This window comes from Nitrospinota bacterium (assembly GCA_029881495.1).
GTDB lineage: Bacteria > Nitrospinota_A > UBA7883 > JACRGQ01 > JACRGQ01 > JAOUMJ01.
In genome coordinates, this window is sequence record JAOUMJ010000008.1 from 26,856 (window position 1) to 48,263 (window position 21,408).

The window sequence follows — 21,408 nt, forward strand, 5'->3', positions numbered from 1 at the left end:
TCGCATATGGTTTTTTCGGAGCGATTTGTATGCCGGATTGGCGCGGAAAAGAATCCGTACGAGCTCTCCAGAGCGAGGGGTGGAGATGGTAGTATCAGAGATCGAATATCAAATTGTTCTTCTCTTCTGCATCGAGGAATATTTCGAACCTGAAATGGAAGATGAGCTTTCCATCATTGTGCCGGATGTAATCTCTGAATATAACGGGAGTGTTCTGGAGATGAAAGTTAACCGGGATTACCTGTATGTACACTTCAGGTCATCCCCGGATCACTCCCCTTCGGAGGTAGCGCGGGGTCTTGCCTTGCTCACTTCAGCCAGGCTTATAAACCTGCATAATGGATTGAAAGGGTACGAGACCGTTTTTAGGCCGGATTTTTGCGTTAAAACCGGGGAAAAAATGGGAGAGTATGAAATAGAAGATTTTATGGCAATTGCGAAATCGAGACTTTGATTAAACCCGAAAATAGGTATATAATGTTACGAAAGAATAAACTATTGTTACGTTAACTTTAACCTGCAAACATGGGGCAACTAAATGGCAAGTAAAAAATTCGCCGACTTGGGAAACATAAAGGCGTTTCTCGGTCACGGCACAGAATTCGAGGGTCTTCTCAGTTTTGAAGGTACGGTTCGTCTTGACGGAGTTTTTAAAGGTGAGATCCAGTCAGCCGACTGTCTGATTATCGGCGATACCGCGAGGGTTGAGGCTGAGGTTAACATAGGCCGTCTTGTTGTAATGGGGAGACTGCAGGGCAACGTGAGGGCCAGCGACAAGGTGGAGATTTCTTCCACGGGCAATATCGAAGGTGATATCGTCACACCGATAATCATGATTGAGGAAGGGGCAAATCTTGAGGGTAGCATCCACATGCACAGTCAACAGCCTGCCACATCGAAACCTCAAAAGGAGACGCTTATAAAAACTCAGTCTTCTCAGGCGGAAGAGAGTATCAACTGACCCGGATAGATATCCTGGCGGAGTAAAGATTCCCGCCCTGTCCGCTACTTTGTATTCTGTTTGCCGTGCGGCAGTTTCTTTTTATCCCAGCTGAAAAACCACTTTGTAAGAGGTGGTAAAGCCATTAGTATGGTCATGAATTTGATTTTGCGCCCGTAGCTCAGCTGGATAGAGCATCTGACTTCGGATCAGAGGGTCGGGAGTTCGAATCTCTCCGGGCGCGCCATTTTTCAATTTGCGTATTTTCCCCGCCATAGATATGCCGGATAGGGAATTCGAACTTTTCATAACTTGAAATTTGGCGCGGTCGGTTCCGCATCGCCAAATTTTTCATGGTTTTAAATCCGGTTAAATAGTTATAAACTCACTCCTAAGGGTCTCTTTCGTGGATTGTAGGAGTGGAAATGATTAAAAAGATTCCGGTGGAACAGTTGAAGCCTGGGATGTTCGTCCATGATTTCAACTGCGGGTGGCTTGACCATCCGTTCCTTAAAAATGCGGTTCTCATCAAAAACGACTCCATGATCAAAAAAGTCATTGAGGTAGGCATAAGGGAAGTCTATATCGACGCATCAAAAGGCCTTGATTCGGGAGAAGCGCCTCTCAAGGAGGAAGAAGACAAAAAAACAGCGGCGTCCGTAAAAAGAATAGTCGATGAATATCCGCAGGTGGAGAACCTCGTTCCTATGATGCAGGAGATAGAAAAGGCGGCGGAGATAAAGGAAGAGGCCAAAAAGGCGATCACCGGCGTGATGGAAGACTTGCAGGCGGGCAAGGAGCTTGAAAAAGAGAAGATAGACCTTGTAGTCGAGGAGATGGTCGAATCCGTCATAAGGAACAAGCATGCGCTGACCAGCCTCAGCCGGGTGAAAAAGAAAGACGAATATACATATATGCACTCTGTGAACGTATCGATACTGATGATATCGTTTTGCAGAACCATGAAGATGAGCAAGTCTGATATCGCGGTTTTCGGAACCGGAGCCTTGCTGCATGACATAGGGAAGATGAAGGTCTCTCAGGCACTCCTTAACAAGCCTTCCAAGCTGACGGATGATGAGTTTGCGCAGATGAAAATGCATGCGGTATACAGCGGGGAGATACTGACGGAGACGGGCGATTTTTCTCAGAAGGCTATTGACGTCGCTTCACAGCATCACGAAAGGTTCGATGGTACCGGATACCCAAAAGGGTTGAAGGGGGACAAGATAAGTCAGGGGGGGCAGATGTCCTCGATAGTAGATGTTTACGATGCCATCACCTCGGACCGATGCTACCATACCGGAATGGACCCTTCGGAGGCATTAAAGAAGATATTTGAGTGGAGCAAATACCACTTTGATCCGAAACTTGTGCAGTACTACATACGGAGCGTGGGGATATATCCTGTTGGTACGCTTGTCAGGCTCGAAAGTGATTACCTGGCAGTTGTTATGCAACCGGGAGAAGAGGATTTAACGAAGCCAAAAGTGAAGATCATTTATGATGTTGACCGGGATTGGCCGGTAGAGCCGAGGGTCCTTGACCTGGCAAAACCTGCCGTTGGCGTTTCGACCCAGGACAGGATCGTTTCAACTGAATCACCGCTGAAATGGAAAATCAATCCGCTGAAATATATCGATTTTCTGAATCAATAGCCTAATCAGTTCATGCAGGTCGCATGGTAATGACTGTTTTATTACAAACTAAACTGCACTGCCGGCAAGATACCGCTCAAAAGCTCTTTTGCCACGCCTTGCTCTTGCGGGATTTCCAGGGTGCTGAAACGCATAGACAACGCTGTAAATATACTTCAGCACAAAGTTCAGTATTTTGTAATACGGTATTTCCCGTAATGTTTGTCGTATATCAAGCACTATCTTCAGCGCTGGTGAGATAAAGCTAGACAAAGTCATAAGCAACACATAGTTGATAACACCCAAACTATGGGTTATTTCCATCTCATTTGATCCCTTATCAGTTCTAACGCTCTCTTTTCCCTGAGGCCCGATTTTACTACAAATTTCTTCTGTGACAACCGGCAAATTGTCATCATGGTAGCGAGGCCCCTTTTTTGCCTCAATTCCAGAAAGATCTATTATTTCAACTTTTAACATTTCGGTTGTTTTCATAAACACCCCTATTGGTTTTAAGTATTTATATCTTCTTTGTTCCTATGATCTCTTTTCGGTATTTTCGATAATAACTAAAGGGTTGCAAAGTACGTGCCACAGTTGAAGACATTGTATGTCATTGATAATATAGGGCAATTATTTTCAGATTCAAAAGAATGACGGTATATTCTATTTTTTCTGACTATTTTCAAATGTTTACGAAATCATTAATTAAAGGATCATGTTTATATATTGATGCCAGTAGCCAAATATGTTGCTAGTGGTTTGAATATTAAATAAAAACCACTTTTTTCAGCTCGGGAGCGCTAGTTTGCTGCGAGGTCGAACCTGTCTACTTCATGCGAAAAAGGATTGTTGATTCTGTGAATATGGTTTGCCAAAGCCGGATATTTTGCCGCTACATGCGCGATTACAACCTGTTGGCGCATGGCTTTTGCCTCCAATTCGATCTTCCTTTTGATCTCCTTTGAAGTTCCGTTCCCGCTAAGTTCGACTAGCTGAGTCAGTTTTACAAGTTCGAGAAATTCATTTTCGTTTAGCATTTTATCACCTCATCCTTTTTATCGGTTATTGGCAACCGACGCATAAATTATTCTAGTTACTTCTTCTCATGCCCGTTGTAATTGCATACACCGTACCAAATTTACCCAGGTAAATGCCTATAAAAAACAATATCTTACGATAGTGATTCTGAGTATCTGTTTATTTTCTTGCGGGGTATCTACAAATGTTGATGGTTTGATGCGGTCATACAAATAATCTCGTCCGCATGGCAGATTATGATTGTCCGGCTTTATTTTTAGCGGATACCGGTATTTACCCGATCTGGGTTACGCATCCTTCCCACCATCGGCAACCGATTTTTTGGCATCCTCTGTTCTGTTTGTAGCAGTCGTTATGGCCATTTAAGAGTTGGAGTTTTCTGATTTTGTCAGGATTTTTCTGGGCCCATTCAATTGTATGTCTCCAGCTATCTTGACCTTTTTCGGTAGTATTTAGCATAGCCACCTCTTTCCTATTGTGTATATCGGTTAATTTTGCTTCCACCTTTATTTTGCAGACTTTATGCCAAAGATAAGCGGTTTATCATATTGATATATAAAGAGATAAATCGGCATATTTCCGGTTTAAAGGTGATTTTGCACAAAATCATAACAAATGCAAAAGTAGGATAAAAAACCAATTTTCATTGGCAATACAGGCGGGAACTGCGCGTTATCCGCCGATCGAGGCCATCCCTTTTCCGGTAGTAGTCATGGAGTCCGTTTCCAGTCCATGTCCGCGCGGTTTGCAGAGTATTGCTTCGCTGAATTTTTCAAGGAACCAGCTGTCCTCCATTTGTTCCCTCAGACCGTATGCCAGGTCAATCTCGCTATCTGAAAAGAGGCATGATCGAAGGCTCCCTTCCGCTGTCAGCCGCAAGCGGTTACAGCCATCACAGAATTTCTCGGTCATCGGGGAGACGAAGCCGATCTTCCCGGTTCCACCCCCTAACTTGAAAACTTTTGCAGGGCCATTATGCTTGCCATAATTCCCATCCGGCATAAGCTCGTATTTCTCACGGATCAATCTTTCAATATCACGATTCGGCAGCTTCTCCTTCCCGTTCCAGAGGCGGTTGTGAGCTGTCGGCATCATTTCAATAAACCTTATTTCCACCGGCAGTCTCCTTGCCAGTTCAGCGAATGCGGGGATCTCGTCATCGTTGAATCCTTTTATGCCGACGACATTGATCTTTACCGGAAAGATATCTTCTTCGCAGATCTTTTCTATTGAGTCGAGCACCTTTCCTAGAACATCCGAGCCCGAAAGCTCCTTCATCCGGTCTGTTTTCAGGGTATCAAGTGAAATATTAATCCTGTCGAGACCGGCTCTTTTAAGTTCGCCGGCCATTTTCCCCAGGAGTACGCCGTTCGTAGTAAGCGTTACCTCCTCAATACCGCTTATATTTTTGATATCCCTTACCAAAGTGACGATCCCCTTGCGGATAAGGGGTTCACCGCCGGTAAGGCGGATTTTCCTTACACCGGCGCCACTGAAAATTCTTATAAGCCGGGTGATTTCCCTTATCGTAAGGATGTCCCCCTGAGGGTAGATGTTCTGCCCGGACGGCATGCAATAGGCACATTTCAGGTTGCACCGGGGGGTCACCGATACGCGCAGATATGACACGCTTCTCCCGTATTGATCCTTCTGCTCATTCATGAAATATATCCATTGCCTTCTTTAATCTGTAAAATGTTTCGCATGAAGATATTGTACTTTGCATCGCTCCGCGAGCATCTTGGCCGCTCAGAAGAGTATTTCACCATAGATACAAAAACAACCGTTAAGGTTTTTTTCATGGAGAATATTTCGGGCAGGGTAAAGGGGCTAAACCCGGAAAAATTTCTCTACGCGATCAATGAGGAGATGGCAGATGCCGACGCGGAGCTTTCAGACGACGATACGCTCGCTATCATGCCCCCTCTGTCGGGCGGTTCCCGCGAATGACAAGGATTCAGCAGGACGATTTTTCTATGGACAGGGAGATCGCCCTCTGTCTCGGCGACAGGAGGGACGCCGGTGGTGTGGCAACCTTTGTCGGAATAGTTCGCGACATATCGAAGGACAAAAAGATCTTGAAAATTGAATTTTCTCATTATGGCGCGATGGCCGACAAGGAGCTTGCAGGGGTGCGCCGAACCGCGATGGAAAGATTCGACATAATCAATCTGTCGATAGTTCACCGCGTTGGCACTCTTTTCCCAGGCGACAGAATTGTCGGCATCGCCGCCGTCGCGCGCCACAGGGGACCTGCCTTTGAGGCTTGCGAGTTTGCCATTACGGAGCTGAAAAAAAAAGTTCCTATCTGGAAAAAGGAATTTACAGAAGAGGGCGAAGAGTGGGTCGAAGAGACGCCGTAAAGCAAGTTCAAATTTAATAGGATTGGATAAATGAAAAAGGAAAGATTGATGGCCCATGCCCGCGCAGTCTCGCTGATGCTCGGTAGAGTTCCTCTTATCGCAACGGAAAATATCTCATTGAACTGCGCGGAGGGGAGAGTTCTTCGCGAAGATATCAGGTCCGACAGGCCGCTCCCCCCCTTCAACCGCTCCGCCATGGACGGCTACGCTGTCAAGTATTCGGATCTTTCCGCAGGAAGAAAGATATTCAAACCGGTGGGGATGATCGAAGCAGGTTCAAACTTTTTAGGGAAACTGCAAAAGGGTGAGGCAATAAAAATAATGACAGGCGCGCCGGTACCCGATGGGGCCGATATGGTGGTCAAGGTAGAACATTCAAAACTCTCGGGCAAGCATGTCGAGCTGATCGAGACAAAGCCGGAAAGATGGCTGAATGTACACCGCCACGGCTCGGATACGAAAAAAGGGGCCGTTGTCATGAAGTCGGGGACGGAGTTGTCGCCGTTGAACCTAAGCGTCGCCGCATCCGTAGGCGCGGTGAAGCTAAAGGTGTCGAAAAAAATAAAAATCCTGGTTGTCACTACCGGTAATGAGATAATCTCCCCGTCGGCATCGCCAAAACCATCACAGGTGCGGGATAGCAATGCGAGTTTTCTCCACGCCCGATTTTCATCTCTCAATCTTGTCGAGGCCGATTTCAAGGGGCCTATCAGAGATGAACCCGGTTTGCTGGAGAAAACTTTCAGAAATGGAATTGAGAAATACGACATGCTCATCGTCACCGGCGGAGTTTCGATGGGGGATTCGGATTTTACTCACGGCCTGATGGAGAGAATAGGTGTAAGCAAGGTTTTTCATCGCCTTGCGATAAGACCGGGGAAGCCTGTCTGGTTTGGCGCCAGGGGGAAGAAGGTTGTATTCGGCCTTCCGGGAAACCCCGTTTCCGTTTCGGCGACATTCCATGAGTTCGTACTGCCGGCGATCCGCAGGATGTCGGGGATGGAAAGAATTCTCCCCTTCTCGGTGCGCCTCCCACTGGCTGTGGATGTAAATAAGAAAAACGGTCTAAAGGAGTTCCGCGTGGGGAATATTTCTGCGGACAGTACGTCCGTTGCGCCCGTGAAAAGCTACAAGGGGTCGGGTGATTTTTATTCGGCTTCTTTCAGCGACGGCCTTATAGTTTTTCCAGAAGAATCCCGCCTGTTCAAGAGCGGGGAAGTGTTGGAATTTCATCCATGGCGATTTTGAAAGATCGCTTTCCCCCCAGACTGGGATTCTGCGGATACAGCGATTCTGGCAAAACCACTCTTATTGAAAAGCTGATCCCCGCGCTTGCGTCGGCAGGGTTGACTGCGGGCTATCTGAAGCACGACGCGCACAGGCTCGATGTCGACAGGGAGGGGAAGGATACATGGAGAATATATAAGGCCGGAGCCTCGGTCGTCGCCGCCAATTCTGAAGAGGAGACATTTGCGCGCACGTCATCAGTTATGGATGGTTCGATCTTCGCTGGTTGCGACCTGGTGATAGTTGAAGGCTTCAAGAATGCGGAGTGGGACAAGTTCTGGGTTCACCCGTATGACGGCGATTCGGGAAATATGCCGAACCTTGTTAATGTGATAGGGGAGATAGGGGGAGGCGGATTTCGTCACGACGATGTTACGGCGATTGCCGGTAGAGTTGAAGAGTGGTTGCGTGGCAAGGTGTCGGACAGGGAGATCTACGGCGGACTCCTTATCGGGGGGAAGAGCGAGCGGATGGGGAGCCCCAAGTCGCTGATGGTTGCGGATGGAGTGACACTGGCGGAAAGGAATTTTGCCCTGCTGAAGGGGCATTGCGATGCTGCCTATCTACTGGGTACCGGGCCGGTTCCTGAAAATATGAAAGATGAAAAAAGGATTGCGGATCTGCCGGGTGTGGAAGGACCGCTTGGCGGGATACTCTCGGCTTCGCGTCTCGCGTCATCCGTCGACTGGCTCATCCTCGCGGTCGATATGCCGAATGTAACGGCAGAATATTTAAAAGTGATCATTGATAGCAGGGGGCCTGGCTACCGTTTCATCGGCGCAGGCAAGCGCGGCGGCGGTTTACTGGAGCCGCTCTGCTCGCTCTACTCCCCCCAGATACTGCATTGGATGGATTCCAACCGGGGTGAAGAGCTCTCTCTCAACCGGCTTTTGAAAAGCTATGGTGTGGAGGGGGATGAATCGCTCTTCGATGGCGAGATCCTTAAAAACCTAAATTCACCGGCAGACCTCTAGTATAATTTTTACATGAGCAAGGAATTCACACACCTGAGCGAAAAGGGGGAGGCAAGGATGGTAGACATCTCCGGCAAGACTGAAACCTCACGCCGGGCAGTTGCTTCGTCCTTCGTAAAGATGAGCGCCGATACTCTGAACGCCATAAGGGATGAGAAGTTGCCGAAAGGGGATGTATTTGCCGCCGCACGGATAGCCGGGATAATGGGGGCGAAGCGCGTGGCGGAGCTAATTCCCCTTTGCCATCCGCTGAACATCGATCATTGCGAAATAGTGTTTGAGATGAAGGAGGGCGGAATAGCTGTGCGCTCGGAGGTGAAGGTGAGGGGGACCACCGGCGCGGAGATGGAAGCAATAACGGCTGTATCAATCGCCGCCCTTACAATTTACGATATGTGCAAGTCGATGGAGAAGGGGATAGTGATAACCGATACGATGCTCCTTGAAAAGGATGGCGGGAAGTCCGGCAGTTTCAGGCGCAAATAGCGGATGATAAGGACAGCCATCCTTGTGGTCTCTGATACGAGAGGCGATAAGGCTTCCAATAAACCTGATCTCTGCATCCCGGCGATTGCCGGGTTTCTGAATGGGAAAGATTTCGAGGTAGTCGCCTCGAAGATCGTGAAGGACGAGATAGGCGAGATCCAGCAGGCGATAAGGGATTGGGTCGATGATAGATCGATCGACCTTGTTCTCACCTCCGGCGGTACCGGTGTTTCGCCGCGCGATGTTACCCCCGAAGCGACCAGGCCGCTCCTCACAAAGGAACTCCCTGGAGTTGCGGAGGCGATGCGCGCATATTCATTGAAGAAGACCGTCAGGGCGGTGCTCTCAAGGGCCGTTGCGGGACTTGCAGGGGATACGCTTGTAGTGAACCTCCCCGGCTCTCCGAAAGGGGCGGTGGAAAATCTCGAAGCGGTCTTTGAATCATTCGCGCACATCATTGAGAAAGGGCGGGGGGACAACAGCGACTGCGCATGAAACTCCGTCATCCCACGGGAGGAGATGAAAAAATCTTGGTCTTACGGCCGATTTCATGGTAATTTATCGCTCTTTAGAGGGGGATTAGAGGGTTGTCTTTTGTAAACAGGTTCAGACTGCGGATGAAGGAACGCCGCGCCGTAATGCCGGGTGCGAGTGAATTCAAGCAGGCGGCCATTGTTTACGTCGCCCTTAAGAGCGTCATCATCTTTCTCACCGCGAATTACATCCACTGCGCGACATGCGGGGATACCACTTTTCTAAGACAGGCTATCCACCTTATACTCTTCAGCCATTTTCTCTGGGCGGGGATGCGGTTGACGTCGCTCACCATCGGCCTTGCGTGCGTTGCCAGGGGGATAGCCTATATGGTGAACTATTTTTTCAAAACGACTTTCCTGCTATATCTTCCGATTACCGGTACGAAGCTTTCCGTGCTGAATGAAGGGGCCGCCGGGAATTCCATCTTTCTTGTAAATTCCCTTCTCCTTTTCGCGATAGCGGGGATGATATTCCGCGCAGTGAAGGCAAGGAGTTCAACTAGCGTTGAAGAGGAGCCGGAGTCGGCCCCCGTTGAGCTTCCCGCCAGATCCTTCTGACGCCTCGGCGATCAGGTTTCGTGCTCCGTAAGTTTCAGGAAGATAGCCTCCAGCTGATTTGAATCTGAATCTGCTTTCTTTTGCAGTTCGTCGACCGTACCGCTGGCGATTACCTCACCCTTTTCGATTATCGAAATCCTGTGGCAAAGCTCCTGCGCCACCGCAAGGGTGTGAGTCGACATGAAGATGGTTTTCCCTTCCTCGCAAAAGCTTCTGAAGAGGTCCTTTACAATCTTATGTCCGTGCGGATCGAGGCCGACCATCGGCTCGTCGATAATCAGATATTTCGGATGGTGTATCAGTGCGCCGGTGATAACCAGTTTCTGTTTCATCCCGTGTGAGTAGTTTTCAATAAGCTCATCGATCCGGTCGGCAAGGGAGAATATCTTCAGCAGTTCGCTCCTTTTCTGTTTCACGCTCTCCCTCGGTATTTCGTAGATGTCTAGCATGAAGTCGAGAAATTCCCTCCCAGTCAGTTTTTCATATACGAAAGGCTTGTCGGGGATAAAGCCTATCAGCTTCTTGGCTCTCTTCGGTTCTTCCTGAATGTCGAATCCGCCGATTGTGATCCTCCCCGAAGTGGGGATGAGGAGCCCAACCATCATGTTTATGGTCGTAGTCTTTCCTGCGCCGTTCGGGCCGAGGAATCCAAAACAGACCCCTTCTTCGATCGCGAAGGAGAGGTTCTTTACAGCCTTTACGCTGCCGTAATCCTTGCTGACGTTCTCGAAACGAATCATATCTAGATTATATATGACGACAGCCGCCTCTGCCGGTGCCGGTGAATCTCCCCTGCGGGCCGACAGATAGCGACGTTAGTCCAGAAGCTATCTCTCTTACGGGGAGGCGATCTCGCTGTATAATGCGGAGATGATCCGCGATCTGATATTGAAAAGCCGTTCCTATCGCCGGTTCCATCAGGAGGTGGCGGTTGGAGAGTCGACGCTTAGAGAGCTTGTCGATCTTGCGCGTCTGTCGCCTTCCGCCGCGAATAAACAGCCGCTCAAGTATGTTCTATCGCATGAGGGGGAGAAGAACGCGAAAATATTTCCGCATCTCGCATGGGCGGGGTATTTGAAGGATTGGCCCGGCCCTGAGGAGGGGGAGAGGCCGTCCGCGTATATCATTATCCTGCTCGATACGAGGATAAGTAAAAAGGTCGATTGCGATCATGGTATTGCGGCGCAGTCGATCATGCTGGGGGCCGTTGAAAAAGGATTTGGCGGGACGATAATTTCGTCCGTGAAGAGAGAGGAACTTTCCAAATTGTTGGGGCTGCCGGATTATCTGGAGATCCTTCTTGTCCTCGCGATCGGCAAGCCGAAGGAGGAGGTAGTTATAGAGGAGAGCGGCGAGCTTGGCCCCGACGGCGACATAAAATATTGGCGCGACGAAAACCAAACCCACCATATCCCCAAACGCCCTCTGGATGAGGTTTTATTTAACGATCAACTAAAAAGTTCGAGTTATTAAATTAATCCTCTGCTGTCCATAGATGAATAGTTTGCTCCATCCTTGCCATTGCTTTCGGTTTACAAAAATCAGGTACCCGTTGCGGGTGGTTCAATGCTTTCGGTTTTCTTGTGCAATTTTTCGTTTAAAGTAAATTCGGCAATTTGTTTTTTTAGATTCTCAATTGTCTCTTGTTTAAGTTTTAATTCATCCTCCGCTTTCTCCGCTTTCTTTTCAATATCATAAAGCTGGTCTTTTACTTTTTTAAGCTCGGTGTTGGCTTCTGAAAGTTGGTTTTTAAATATTTCCGCGGCATCAGTAGCTTCTTTGATTTTTAAGTCTTTTTCCGATAATGCCGCTTTCAAGTCGTTGGCTAGATTCTTGCTATTAGAAATGTTTTTGGCAAGTTCATCAATGTCTTTTTGTTTTGCTTTGTTCTTTTCAAATAACTCTTCAACCTGTTTGTTTTTAGCTTCGATTAGTTTATTGTTTTCTCTTTTATCTTTTTCGAGTTCGGCCACCTGTTGTGCGTATTGGTCTTTTGTTTGTTCAGCTATTCTAATTTTCTCTTCAATCAGCTTTCTGGCATTAGCATCTTTTTTTGAATTGGTATCCAGTTGTTCAAGTTCTCTTTTTAGGGCATGAATATTCTCATCGGACTTTTGTTTGTTTTTTTCTAGCTCAGAGATTGTTTTGGTTTTTTGGGCGTTTTCTTCCTCAAGGTTGATAATGCCCAAATGTTTATAATTTTTCTCGATTTCATCGAATTTCAAAGAAGCTTCCCTGAAATTCAGATGAAAAAGCGGCTCATTTTCATTTACCATTTTTGCGAATAGGCCGGCCTTTAAAACGCCGCTGGTAGTTTTGAAATCCGAACTGTTTGTTAGTGTCAAAACGTCAGTCATGACTTTTGCTTGCAACTTTTTTAGTTCAATGTCGTTAATAGCATTTTGGACCGTGCATGGGCCGAAAAGCGCAGTTATGGCAACAGCCATGAATGAAGGTTTTAATATTGAATCAATTATTCTGTCTCTTAGCCGAATATCTTGAGCATCGTATGTCTTGTTCAGAATTTCATCATGTTCTGATGTTTCACCAATATTTTTATTCTTGTTTTTCATCTTACCTCCCTTGTGAAAACGAATAAAAGGTTATTAGGCATAAATTTATAACATTTCAGAAGCAAGAGATATTAGTTATATTTATACAGTTGTGCATAGAATAATTACATAAAGGTATTAGCATGATAATTTCCGCTTTCAAAAACAAAGAAGTAGAATGGAGTTGGTGGTCAATCCAGCGTAATAAATATTCTTGCAATACATAAGGGAATATTCAGATGCATTACAAGCCGGTTCGCGACAAAAAAGGGAGATACGTAATAAAAACCCGAAGGGGTGGGCAGGTTCTTATACATAATCCGCTGTTGAACAAGGGGACGGCGTTCTCCGAGGAGGAGCGGAGGGTTTTCGGGCTTGAGGGATTGCTTCCTCCGTATATAACATCCATCGAGGAGCAGTCCGAACGGCTGAGGGAGAGTTTTAATCACAAGCCCGACAACATCGAGAAATACATATTCCTTCGCGCATTGCAGGACAGGAATGAAACGCTTTTTTACCACTTCCTCAGGAGCGACATCAAGGTGATGCTCCCTATAATCTACACGCCGACCGTCGGAGACGCAGTCGAAAAATACGGCCACATATACAGAAATGCTCGAGGACTTTTTATTACGCCGGAAAATGTCGACCGTATGGGTGAGATGGCCGACTCGTTGCCATCGAATGAAATTGAAGTAATTGTCGTCACCGACAGCCAGGGGATACTCGGAATAGGGGATCAGGGGGTCGGCGGGATGGCGATATCCATCGGCAAGCTTTCCATCTACACCGCGGCGGCGGGGATACATCCGTCTGCGTGCCTTCCGATCTGTCTCGACGTCGGGACGGACAACAAGAAACTTCTCGAAGACAAATACTATCTCGGATACAGGAGAAAGCGCCTTGCCGGGGATGAGTACCACCAGTTCATTGAAAAATTCGTAAAAGGGGTCAAGAAGAATTTTCCCGACGCGATATTGCAGTGGGAAGATTTTTCGAAACAGAACGCGTTTACGAATATGGATAGATACGCATCGAAGGTTCGTTCCTTTAACGACGACGTGCAGGGAACCGGCGCGGTAACGCTCGGCGGTATCATCTGCGCGCTGAAGATAAAGAACGAAAAACTCCGCGAGCAGAAATTCGCTATATACGGCGCTGGAGCGGCAGGGATAGGGATCGCGAGGCAGATAAAGGATTCGCTCCTCCATGAAGGGCTTTCTGCGAATGAAGCATCAAGGCGGATCTACGTCGTGGATTCCCAAGGCCTCCTTTGCGACAGCAGGGAGGAGGTTGACGATTACAAAAAAGAGTTCGCCTATCCCGAAAAGGAGCTCACGGCTTGGAAGAGGGATAATCTCTATTCGTTCACCCTTGCCGATGTGGTGAGAAACGGCAAGGTGACCGCGCTGATAGGCGTTTCGGCGCAGAAAGGATCTTTCGACGCGGGGCTAGTCGACCTTATGCTGGAGAATACGCCGGAGCCGATCATTTTCCCGCTCTCCAATCCGACGTCCAAGGCGGAAGCAGATCCGCGGTGGATACTTGAATATACCAACGGAAAGGCGATAGTCGCCTCCGGCTCCCCTTTCCCGCCGGTTAAGGTAGGGGGAACCGAGTATCAGATAGGGCAGGGGAACAACGCATTTATTTTCCCCGGCATAGGCTTGGGCGTTCTGGCATCCAGATCGAAGGTAGTGCTCCCTTCGTTTTTCACCGCGGCAGCGCACGCACTGGCGGATACTGTCTCGGCTGAAAGGCTGAACAGCAGGACTATATACCCCCCGATCGAGAATATTTTTGAGGTATCGCTGAAAGTAGCGGTTGCGGTGTACCAAAAAGCCATGGACGAAGGTGTTGGGAAGAAGATCAAGGGCGACCCGGAACATGCCATAAGGGAGCGGATGTGGCTTCCTGAGTATCCAGTGATTATAAGGTAATATCCGTTTCACAATTTGCTAATGCCGAAAGTTGACTTGACACAAATACAGGATTAATATCAGACGCTTAGGGAGAGGTTTTCGATTTTTTCGGCAGTGCGATCCGAGGTTCTTTACTTTAGGCGGGGAATCAATAATGACCATTTTCGGGGGAACCGGTAAAGAGCGGTCAGGCAGTTCAATTCCTTCGGTTTATTCCGGCGGCCTGTTGTCCGATTTTTCAATTGCGCTGCATACTAGATTTGGGAAATTCATCATGGTGCTCCTGTTCCTTGGTCTTGCTGGGGTCTGGAGCGGATACAAGTATTATGAATCCGACCTGAAGATAATCAATGATACTGATATAAGCCGAAAGGATAAAAGCGACGAATTTATAATGCTCGCCGAGTATCTTGAGAAAATACTCCTTTTCGTCATGCCTGCCAACGACGCATTGAGCCACGCGGCAGGGATTTCAACCGGGAAATACACCAGTGAGCTGTCAATAAAGCTTATAGCAAATGAAGTATTGGAAAATCAGAAGAGGAAAAACGAGCTCAAGCAATTCTACGCGCTGTACTCGGCCTACTTTGAGATAGATTTTTACGCCAATGTCAGACGCTCCGTCGATAGTCAGACTCAAAAGGCGGATGAAATATTCCTGATAGTCGAAAAGATTCTCGATCAAAAAATGGAGGTTAGGAGGGATGCGGAGAGTCTCAAGCTTTATCACAAAGGGCTTGAGCTTATGGAGGAGATGGATAACGGCATCGATGATGTTGTGGATCTGCTGGGGGAGCGTCTCAGTTCCCTTAAGGGGATGTACGATATCGAGCATATTTCAGACAATGTTATGCAGGAGAAGATGCTTTCAAAGGTACAGGCCTCAATGCTGTTGGCCACCATTTTTGTAATTGTTATCGGACTAATGACCCTTTATGCGCATGGACTTATAGAGTGGGAAAACCGTCTGGTGCGCCAGAACGAGGAGAAATATAAAAAACTTGTAGAATCCGCCGAGGACGCCATCTTTGTCGCGAACGCCGATACGGGGATAATCATCGACGTAAACAGAAAGGCGGAAGAGCTGATGGCGATGCCGCGTGAAAAGCTGATAGGGATGCATCAAAGTGCGTTGCATCCCCTCAATGAGGCACAGGAATATTCCGAACGTTTTAAAAGGAACACGGATGGCGAGTATGGACAGTTGCTGGACATGAAGGTATGCCGGAGTGATGGAAAGACTATTCCTGTGGATATCCGGTCAAGCGTTACCGAAATCGGCGGCGTAAAAATTATCCAGGGGATATTTCGCGATATGACCTTCCAGCGGGAGGCGGAAAAGAAAATGGAAGAGCACACCCGCTTTCTGCAAACAATGATAGACACGATCCCAAATCCGGTTTACTACAAGGATGCGCAGGGGAAATACCTTGGGAGCAATGCCGCTTTTATGGAGTGGCACGGCATAAAGCAATCGGAGCTGAAAGGGAAAACAGCATTTGATCTCAACGAATCCGGGGTCGCCAAAAGAAATTCTGAAAAGGACAAGGAGTTGTTTTCCAACCCTGATGAAGTGCAGGTTTTTGAAGGGGAAATGTATCATAAAGGTTTGAAAAAATACAGAAGCGTTGTTTTTTACAAATCGGTCTTTTATGACGAGAACAAAAAGGTGGCCGGGCTGGTCGGAATAATGCTTGATATCACCGCGAGGAAAGAGGCCGAAGAGCAGACGATGATATTCAGGAAATTTGCCGAGGCGTCCGGCCAGGGATTCGGCATGTGCGGTCTTGACGGGAATATCACCTATCTCAACCCGACCTTATGCAGGATGATCGGCATAAAAAGCATGGAGGATATCCACGCGAAACCATTGGTTACTCTCTATCCCGAGATGTACAGGGAGAGGATAGAGAACATCATCAACACAGGGATCAACAGAAAGGAGCAGTTCATTGATGAAATGAATCTGATCACGGAGGATGGGAAGAAGATTCCGGTAATTGTGAATTTCTTCCTTGTCCGGGATGATAAGAATAATCCGATGTATATCGCCAATGTGATTACGGATATAACGGAACGCAAACTGTCAGAGGAGGAACAGAAGAGGCTTGTGACGCAGAGCATTGAAGCGATGCTGGATTCGCAGACAGCCATGGAAAAGGCGGAGAAGGCGAATAGATTGAAATCCGAATTCCTCGCGAATATGTCCCATGAATTGAGGACGCCTCTCTCCTCAGTGCTGGGTTATTCAAAACTGATGCAAGATGATCTGGCCAAGGCTCGCGACGGTCTTGAAAAGGCAGCTACGTTTGTCGACATCCTTGGCAAGCTGGAGGAGAAAAGTGAAAGCGGAAAAGCGACGGCCAAATCAATAATTTCTGAAGTCAGGGAGATTTCAGGAAAAACGCACGGCTCCTTTGCGCCAATTTTTTCACAGGCGGCGCAGGTCTCCAAGTTTAACGATATTGTTATCCAGCAAGGGGAGAAGCTTCTAGCCCTTATAAATGATCTCCTCGACCTGAGCCAGATAGAGGCCGGCGTTATGAAGTTGCACAAGGAGGTTGTCTCCACCCGACTGTTGATCTTTTCTGTAATAACAACGCTCACGGCCATGGCTAATGAAAAGGGATTAAGCATTGAAACCAATATCAATTCCTATAAAGAGAATGATCTATTTTTCGTTTCCGACAAGAAGAGACTGGAGCAGGTTATTCAGAACATCGTGGAAAATTCCATCAAGTACAGCGAGAAAGGTACTGTGCGCTTGAATATAATCCAGGAGGATAACATTATCTCGATCATTGTGAGTGACGAAGGAATAGGGATCCCAGAAGAGGAGAGAGAGGTTATTTTCGAGCCGTTCATGCAGATTGACGGCTCTGCGACGCGAAAGGCAGGGGGAGTGGGGCTCGGCCTGGCGCTGGTGAAGAAAATTGTCGATTTTCTCGGAGGCGAAGTCTCCGTTGAAAGCAAGGTAGATGTAGGGACCTCATTTGTCATCAGGCTCCCCTATGAAAAGCCGGGGTTTATCATGAAAAAATCCGACCAGGATGATGTCGGATGGACTTTGGCTAAGGGGAAAAACATCCTTGTAGTCGAGGATGATAAAAATATGCAATTTCTAATCAAGGAAATTCTGAAGGGGAACAAAATATCCCAGGCTTTGAACGGCCGTGAGGGGCTTGAATACCTACTCTCAGATCAGGCCTTTGATGTCGTCTTTCTGGATCTCCATATGCCGGAGATGGGTGGCGAGGAGCTGGTGAAAAATTTGCCTGACGGTTTTACCGTTCCCATAATAGTTCTTTCAGCAGATGCCATCAGAGAGCAGGAGCGGAATGTAAGGGGGCTCGCGGCAAGGAAAAGGCTTACGCTTGAATATCTTTTCAAGCCTGTTTCGATAAAGGAACTCTCCGCGACATTTGAGAAGGTCGGTGTGGTCTGAAACCCGCATCTTGATTTCCGTTCTTTCAAACTCCTGGAAAAATGTTATAAATGGCGGTGCAACCATGTGTGCTGCTCATAGTAATGATTATGGAGAGTTTTATACGTGTTGATACAGGAGCTATCCCGCAAGAAGCGGCAGATGCCGATGGCTGAGATTTAAGAAATGGCTGGCAAGGAGAGCCGCGTTTTCGGCGCCCACATGTCGATCAGCGGAGGTGTGCAAAAATCGGTAGAGAGGGGAGTTTCCATAGATCTCTCCGCAATGCAGATATTCACAAAGAACTCGAACCAGTGGAATGCCAAACCGCTTTCGGAAGAGGATGTAAAAACCTACCGGGAAAATATCTCAAGATCAGGAATAAAGTACGTCGCTTCTCATGACTCGTATTTGATCAATCTTGCCTCGCCGGACAAAGTCATGTACGAAAAATCGTTGAACGCCTTTCTGGACGAGATAGAGCGTGCGGGAAAGCTTGGAATAAGGAACCTGGTATTTCATCCCGGCTCGCATATGGGTTCGGGTGAAGATGCCGGCTTGGGTAAGGTCGCCGACGCGATGAATGAAGCGATTGAAAGGACCGCAGAGTTCGGCGATGTGGTTCTCACGATTGAAACTACCGCTGGGCAGGGGACCAATCTGGGCTACGATTTCGAGCATATAGCCACGCTCATAAAAAAGGTGAAAAACAAAAAAAGAATCGGAGTATGCGTCGATACATGCCATATCTTTGCCGCGGGGTATGAACTGAGGAATGCCGAGGGATATAAAAAAACTTTCGGGGAGTTCGACAGGATCATAGGTGTTGACAAGATCGCGCTTTTCCATGTGAATGATTCCAAAAAGGATTTCGGGACGCGCGTGGACCGGCATGAGCATATCGGGAAAGGGTATATTGGCATTGAGGCGTTTCGTCTACTCCTGGGGGATAAAAGGTTTTTCAAAACGCCGATGATAATAGAGACGCCGAAAGGGAAGGAGATGGAGGAAGACGTCGAAAATCTGAAAGTGCTGAAAAGCCTTTTATAGCTTCTCTCTATTTCAAAACGCGGAACAGCGCTTCGTAGATAAGTTCGTATTCCTTCCTGCTCAGATCGCGCTCCATATCTTTGGTAAATTCATCCGTTTGGGTCATGCGGTTCACGAACCATGTCGGAAGGGCTTTTGTGTCGTCGATCTCCTCATTCTCGTTCATATCGTCAATCGTCTTCTTCGCCTGGGTAAGTATTCCCCTTAATATCTCGAGCACTACGTTGTTTCCGAAAAACCGGTCCCAGTTTACCAGTCCGTTTTCCACCGGGAACTTGCGGACGATGCCTTCAAGTTTCTTTTGAGTGGTTTCAATATATTCGTCACCGAACATCGCCTTGACTGCGTCTATGAAGCCGGGGATGATCTGTCTTGGTACCTTATTATCAACGTAGCCTACCGCTATTTTTTTTGCGGTTTCAGTATCGTCGTACTCGGGGAAAAGATGGCTTATCTGGTGCACCAGCAACCGCCCGAAATGGTCCTTCCTCTGTTCATTGATCTTCGCTTCTATAACCTCGGTCTTCACCTTATCTTTTAATTTATCGGCGATCTCTCCGCCGCATTCCCGGTTTATTTTTTCATTTATCTTTTCTATACTCCCCCAGACATTCGATAGCGCACTGTTCAGAACGGATTCGGAAACCCCCTTCTTTAAAAGCTCAGCGATGTATATTTTGATGATTTCCCGGCTTATCTGCCGGCAAAACTGGAGTGTTGTAGCGGAGTTTCCGGTCGGTCTCCCATGTTTTTCCTGCAAATTATCAGCCATAGATATCTGTCTCGAATAGTTTAAAAATCAGAACCCTCTTCACGATTATATTATTTATCGGCAGTTTTTTAAAATCATGAATATAAAAGGGTTATTTTTACGAAAACGGTTCGAAAGGTTTGCCGGCAGATATTTGATGATAAATCCGGGGCGGCGGATACCGCAGTTTTCAGATGGTTCGCCGCCCCGATGGTTGAATGACTCTTGGCTATATTTTGATAGTGCAGGAACAGCTGTCGGCCCCTTTCACGATGGCGCTTGTTCTTTCAAGCGATACGCCGCTGTTCAGCACGCTTGCGCTCCCAGAGACCCATTCGTCCAGAAGTTCGCACATCACGTCAACAGGCGCGCCTACACTTTCCCATTTGGCCAGATGGAGGCACTCGCTGTGGTTTACCTGCATGGAGTTTTCGCCGTTCCTGTTGTAGGAACTCACCTGATCGCAAGGCATCCCTTCGAGGTAGGTCTGTCCGATGAAGTTCCCGATGCCGTTGAGGTCGAGGTTCGCGTCGGTGTTGCCGCCAATTTTTTCCCTTGCGGTCTTCTGTCCGTGTGAACGGAACGCTTCCTTTAGAACTTCTCTCCCCTCATCCGGGAAGCGGTAGAGGAGCGCGGTTACCAGGTTGGCTTCGGCGGTTTCAAGCTCGTTTATCAGCCCCTGCAGGAATTGGTGAATCGGATTGTTTCCTATCAGCTCGTCCAGCGGAGTATCGCCGAAGTCCATCGGCCCTTCCGGCAAAACGGCTTTTATAGTCTCTTCGGCATCGTTACCGAACTTGTTTTTAAATACATCGATAACTTCCCGCGACCTTTCAGCCGCGATCCTTATCTTGTTGAACATCATGTAGTGTATTGGTCCCAGAAATGCGCTCATTTTCCTACTCCTTAATTATTTCGCGGCCGAAAGTGCCGCTTCGATTTTTCCGTTAATTTCACTAAGTATATCCTCGACCTTCATGTTGTGCATCATCGCCGTCTGTCCTACGGTTTCGCTTGCCTGGCCGGGACATGAGAAACACCCTGCTCCATAATTCTTTTCAAAAACAGGTTTGGTCTCGGGGTAAATTTCCAGAAGAGGACCGATGAGCGTATCCTTTTCAGCTTTTTCGCCTCTCTTGATGGACTTCCCTTTCCCGCCGGCAGGGGGCACAGGAACCGGGGCCGATACGCCGGGCGCGGAGGCTGCTACCGGTTTCGATGCGCCGGCTTTTGGCCCGGCTTTTACGGCAGAGTTGAGCGCTGAAAGGAAACGCGCTTCGTCTACCTTGTGGAGTTTGCACGCCTGTTTTATCGAAATGTTTTTTGCGAAGGTCGCCCTTGCCGCAGGATTTGTAAGCGCCTTGAATCCATTGTCGGCGAAAATATCAACCAAATGGGGCCACTTGTCGAGAGCAACGGACACCTGTGATTCGCCGGTTATTGCGTCCGCTTCCTTCTTTACGGTCTTCTCCGGCATCAATACCGGAATTATGTTGTAGGCAAATATGAAAATACCCGCCGCTTCCATTACAGAAAAAATGATGAACGCGGTATGCGCTGGGCCATCATCCCAGATTCCCCCGGCAAAAGCGGTAGCGGCCATGCCGATAAGCCCGATATTCACTAAATAGAAATGCGCAGGTATGAGGGAGGATGCCGTAACAGGCTTCGCGTTAAAGCGGGGGAGGATGTGGTACGCCACGCCGTAAATGAACATTGCCATGAATCCGAGCAGGTTGAGGTGCACATGCACGAATCTCGTAACCGCAGGATCCTGAGAGGCGGTTCCGAGGTGAAGTCCCATCAGGACCCCGCCCAACAGATACCCGACCGCCGCGAGTATGAATAGTTTTGGATATCTTTCCATTATGTTTCTCCCTTTAGTTG

The 21,408-nt window shown here is 47.9% G+C and carries 22 protein-coding genes, 1 tRNA gene and 2 pseudogenes; 17 read left to right on the plus strand and 8 right to left on the minus strand.

Annotated features, from left to right (window positions below):
- The first annotated feature begins 85 nt into the window (after positions 1 to 85).
- From OEY64_05065 to OEY64_05080, 4 genes are all read left to right on the plus strand, one after another.
- Positions 86 to 454, plus strand: coding sequence for a transposase (locus tag OEY64_05065; GenBank protein ID MDH5542318.1), 369 nt, complete (start codon positions 86 to 88; stop codon positions 452 to 454).
- Positions 455 to 538: 84 nt separating this feature from the next.
- A complete protein-coding gene (locus OEY64_05070) occupies positions 539 to 961 on the plus strand; it encodes a polymer-forming cytoskeletal protein (protein MDH5542319.1) in 423 nt (140 codons plus the stop codon).
- A gap of 149 nt (positions 962 to 1,110) precedes the next feature.
- Positions 1,111 to 1,187: transfer RNA gene (locus tag OEY64_05075), tRNA-Arg, on the plus strand.
- Positions 1,188 to 1,365: 178 nt separating this feature from the next.
- Entirely contained in the window at positions 1,366 to 2,598 is a 1,233-nt protein-coding gene (locus tag OEY64_05080) for an HD-GYP domain-containing protein (GenBank protein ID MDH5542320.1), read from the plus strand.
- Positions 2,599 to 2,646: 48 nt separating this feature from the next.
- Here the strand turns inward: OEY64_05080 and OEY64_05085 are convergent, their stop codons facing one another.
- From OEY64_05085 to moaA, 3 genes are all read right to left on the minus strand, one after another.
- Positions 2,647 to 3,072, minus strand: coding sequence for a hypothetical protein (locus OEY64_05085; GenBank protein ID MDH5542321.1), 426 nt, complete (start codon positions 3,070 to 3,072; stop codon positions 2,647 to 2,649).
- A gap of 308 nt (positions 3,073 to 3,380) precedes the next feature.
- The gene (locus OEY64_05090; GenBank protein MDH5542322.1) at positions 3,381 to 3,617 is read right to left on the minus strand and encodes a hypothetical protein; all 237 of its coding nucleotides are present in this window, start codon (positions 3,615 to 3,617) and stop codon (positions 3,381 to 3,383) included.
- Between the two features lie 673 nt (positions 3,618 to 4,290).
- The gene (gene moaA / locus OEY64_05095) at positions 4,291 to 5,280 is read right to left on the minus strand and encodes a GTP 3',8-cyclase MoaA (GenBank protein ID MDH5542323.1); all 990 of its coding nucleotides are present in this window, start codon (positions 5,278 to 5,280) and stop codon (positions 4,291 to 4,293) included.
- A 42-nt stretch (positions 5,281 to 5,322) separates the two neighbouring features.
- Here moaA and OEY64_05100 point away from each other — a divergent pair, with 42 nt between their 5' ends.
- From OEY64_05100 to OEY64_05130, 7 genes are all read left to right on the plus strand, one after another.
- Positions 5,323 to 5,568, plus strand: coding sequence for a MoaD/ThiS family protein (locus OEY64_05100; protein ID MDH5542324.1), 246 nt, complete (start codon positions 5,323 to 5,325; stop codon positions 5,566 to 5,568).
- A complete protein-coding gene (locus OEY64_05105) occupies positions 5,565 to 5,981 on the plus strand; it encodes a molybdenum cofactor biosynthesis protein MoaE (GenBank protein MDH5542325.1) in 417 nt (138 codons plus the stop codon). Before OEY64_05100 ends, OEY64_05105 begins: the two co-directional genes overlap by 4 nt.
- A gap of 30 nt (positions 5,982 to 6,011) precedes the next feature.
- Positions 6,012 to 7,229, plus strand: coding sequence for a molybdopterin molybdotransferase MoeA (locus OEY64_05110; protein MDH5542326.1), 1,218 nt, complete (start codon positions 6,012 to 6,014; stop codon positions 7,227 to 7,229).
- Entirely contained in the window at positions 7,217 to 8,242 is a 1,026-nt protein-coding gene (mobB, locus tag OEY64_05115) for a molybdopterin-guanine dinucleotide biosynthesis protein B (GenBank protein ID MDH5542327.1), read from the plus strand. Before OEY64_05110 ends, mobB begins: the two co-directional genes overlap by 13 nt.
- A 12-nt stretch (positions 8,243 to 8,254) precedes the next feature.
- Entirely contained in the window at positions 8,255 to 8,728 is a 474-nt protein-coding gene (gene moaC, locus OEY64_05120) for a cyclic pyranopterin monophosphate synthase MoaC (GenBank protein ID MDH5542328.1), read from the plus strand.
- Positions 8,729 to 8,731: 3 nt separating this feature from the next.
- Entirely contained in the window at positions 8,732 to 9,223 is a 492-nt protein-coding gene (locus OEY64_05125; protein ID MDH5542329.1) for a MogA/MoaB family molybdenum cofactor biosynthesis protein, read from the plus strand.
- A 92-nt stretch (positions 9,224 to 9,315) separates the two neighbouring features.
- Positions 9,316 to 9,822 (plus strand): hypothetical protein, encoded by a 507-nt coding sequence (locus tag OEY64_05130; GenBank protein ID MDH5542330.1) that lies wholly within the window; start codon positions 9,316 to 9,318, stop codon positions 9,820 to 9,822.
- An 11-nt stretch (positions 9,823 to 9,833) separates the two neighbouring features.
- Here the strand turns inward: OEY64_05130 and OEY64_05135 are convergent, their stop codons facing one another.
- Positions 9,834 to 10,562 carry an ABC transporter ATP-binding protein gene (locus tag OEY64_05135; GenBank protein ID MDH5542331.1) on the minus strand — a complete coding sequence of 243 codons (729 nt, stop codon included), beginning with the start codon at positions 10,560 to 10,562 and terminating at the stop codon, positions 9,834 to 9,836.
- A 130-nt stretch (positions 10,563 to 10,692) separates the two neighbouring features.
- Between OEY64_05135 and OEY64_05140 the strand changes: the two genes are divergently transcribed.
- Positions 10,693 to 11,295, plus strand: a complete 603-nt coding sequence (locus OEY64_05140; protein MDH5542332.1) for a nitroreductase family protein — start codon at positions 10,693 to 10,695, stop codon at positions 11,293 to 11,295.
- Between the two features lie 68 nt (positions 11,296 to 11,363).
- Here OEY64_05140 and OEY64_05145 read toward each other — a convergent pair whose 3' ends face one another.
- Complete coding sequence (locus tag OEY64_05145; GenBank protein ID MDH5542333.1) at positions 11,364 to 12,395, minus strand: hypothetical protein; 1,032 nt, start codon at positions 12,393 to 12,395, stop codon at positions 11,364 to 11,366.
- A 218-nt stretch (positions 12,396 to 12,613) separates the two neighbouring features.
- Between OEY64_05145 and OEY64_05150 the strand changes: the two genes are divergently transcribed.
- The 5 genes and pseudogenes from OEY64_05150 to nfo all read left to right on the plus strand — a co-directional run bounded on the left by OEY64_05150 (position 12,614) and on the right by nfo (position 18,770).
- The gene (locus tag OEY64_05150) at positions 12,614 to 14,314 is read left to right on the plus strand and encodes an NAD-dependent malic enzyme (GenBank protein ID MDH5542334.1); all 1,701 of its coding nucleotides are present in this window, start codon (positions 12,614 to 12,616) and stop codon (positions 14,312 to 14,314) included.
- 907 nt (positions 14,315 to 15,221) lie between these two features.
- Positions 15,222 to 16,382 (plus strand): annotated as a pseudogene (locus OEY64_05155) (PAS domain S-box protein).
- Between the two features lie 63 nt (positions 16,383 to 16,445).
- Positions 16,446 to 16,823, plus strand: a pseudogene (locus tag OEY64_05160) (hypothetical protein).
- 84 nt (positions 16,824 to 16,907) lie between these two features.
- Positions 16,908 to 17,741, plus strand: a complete 834-nt coding sequence (locus OEY64_05165) for an ATP-binding protein (protein MDH5542335.1) — start codon at positions 16,908 to 16,910, stop codon at positions 17,739 to 17,741.
- Between the two features lie 165 nt (positions 17,742 to 17,906).
- The gene (gene nfo, locus OEY64_05170) at positions 17,907 to 18,770 is read left to right on the plus strand and encodes a deoxyribonuclease IV (protein MDH5542336.1); all 864 of its coding nucleotides are present in this window, start codon (positions 17,907 to 17,909) and stop codon (positions 18,768 to 18,770) included.
- Positions 18,771 to 18,777: 7 nt separating this feature from the next.
- Here the strand turns inward: nfo and OEY64_05175 are convergent, their stop codons facing one another.
- From OEY64_05175 to OEY64_05185, 3 genes are all read right to left on the minus strand, one after another.
- The gene (locus OEY64_05175; GenBank protein MDH5542337.1) at positions 18,778 to 19,542 is read right to left on the minus strand and encodes a hypothetical protein; all 765 of its coding nucleotides are present in this window, start codon (positions 19,540 to 19,542) and stop codon (positions 18,778 to 18,780) included.
- A 208-nt stretch (positions 19,543 to 19,750) separates the two neighbouring features.
- Positions 19,751 to 20,416, minus strand: coding sequence for an L-2-amino-thiazoline-4-carboxylic acid hydrolase (locus OEY64_05180; GenBank protein MDH5542338.1), 666 nt, complete (start codon positions 20,414 to 20,416; stop codon positions 19,751 to 19,753).
- A gap of 15 nt (positions 20,417 to 20,431) precedes the next feature.
- Positions 20,432 to 21,388, minus strand: coding sequence for a DUF1858 domain-containing protein (locus tag OEY64_05185; GenBank protein MDH5542339.1), 957 nt, complete (start codon positions 21,386 to 21,388; stop codon positions 20,432 to 20,434).
- Positions 21,389 to 21,408: the final 20 nt, after the last annotated feature.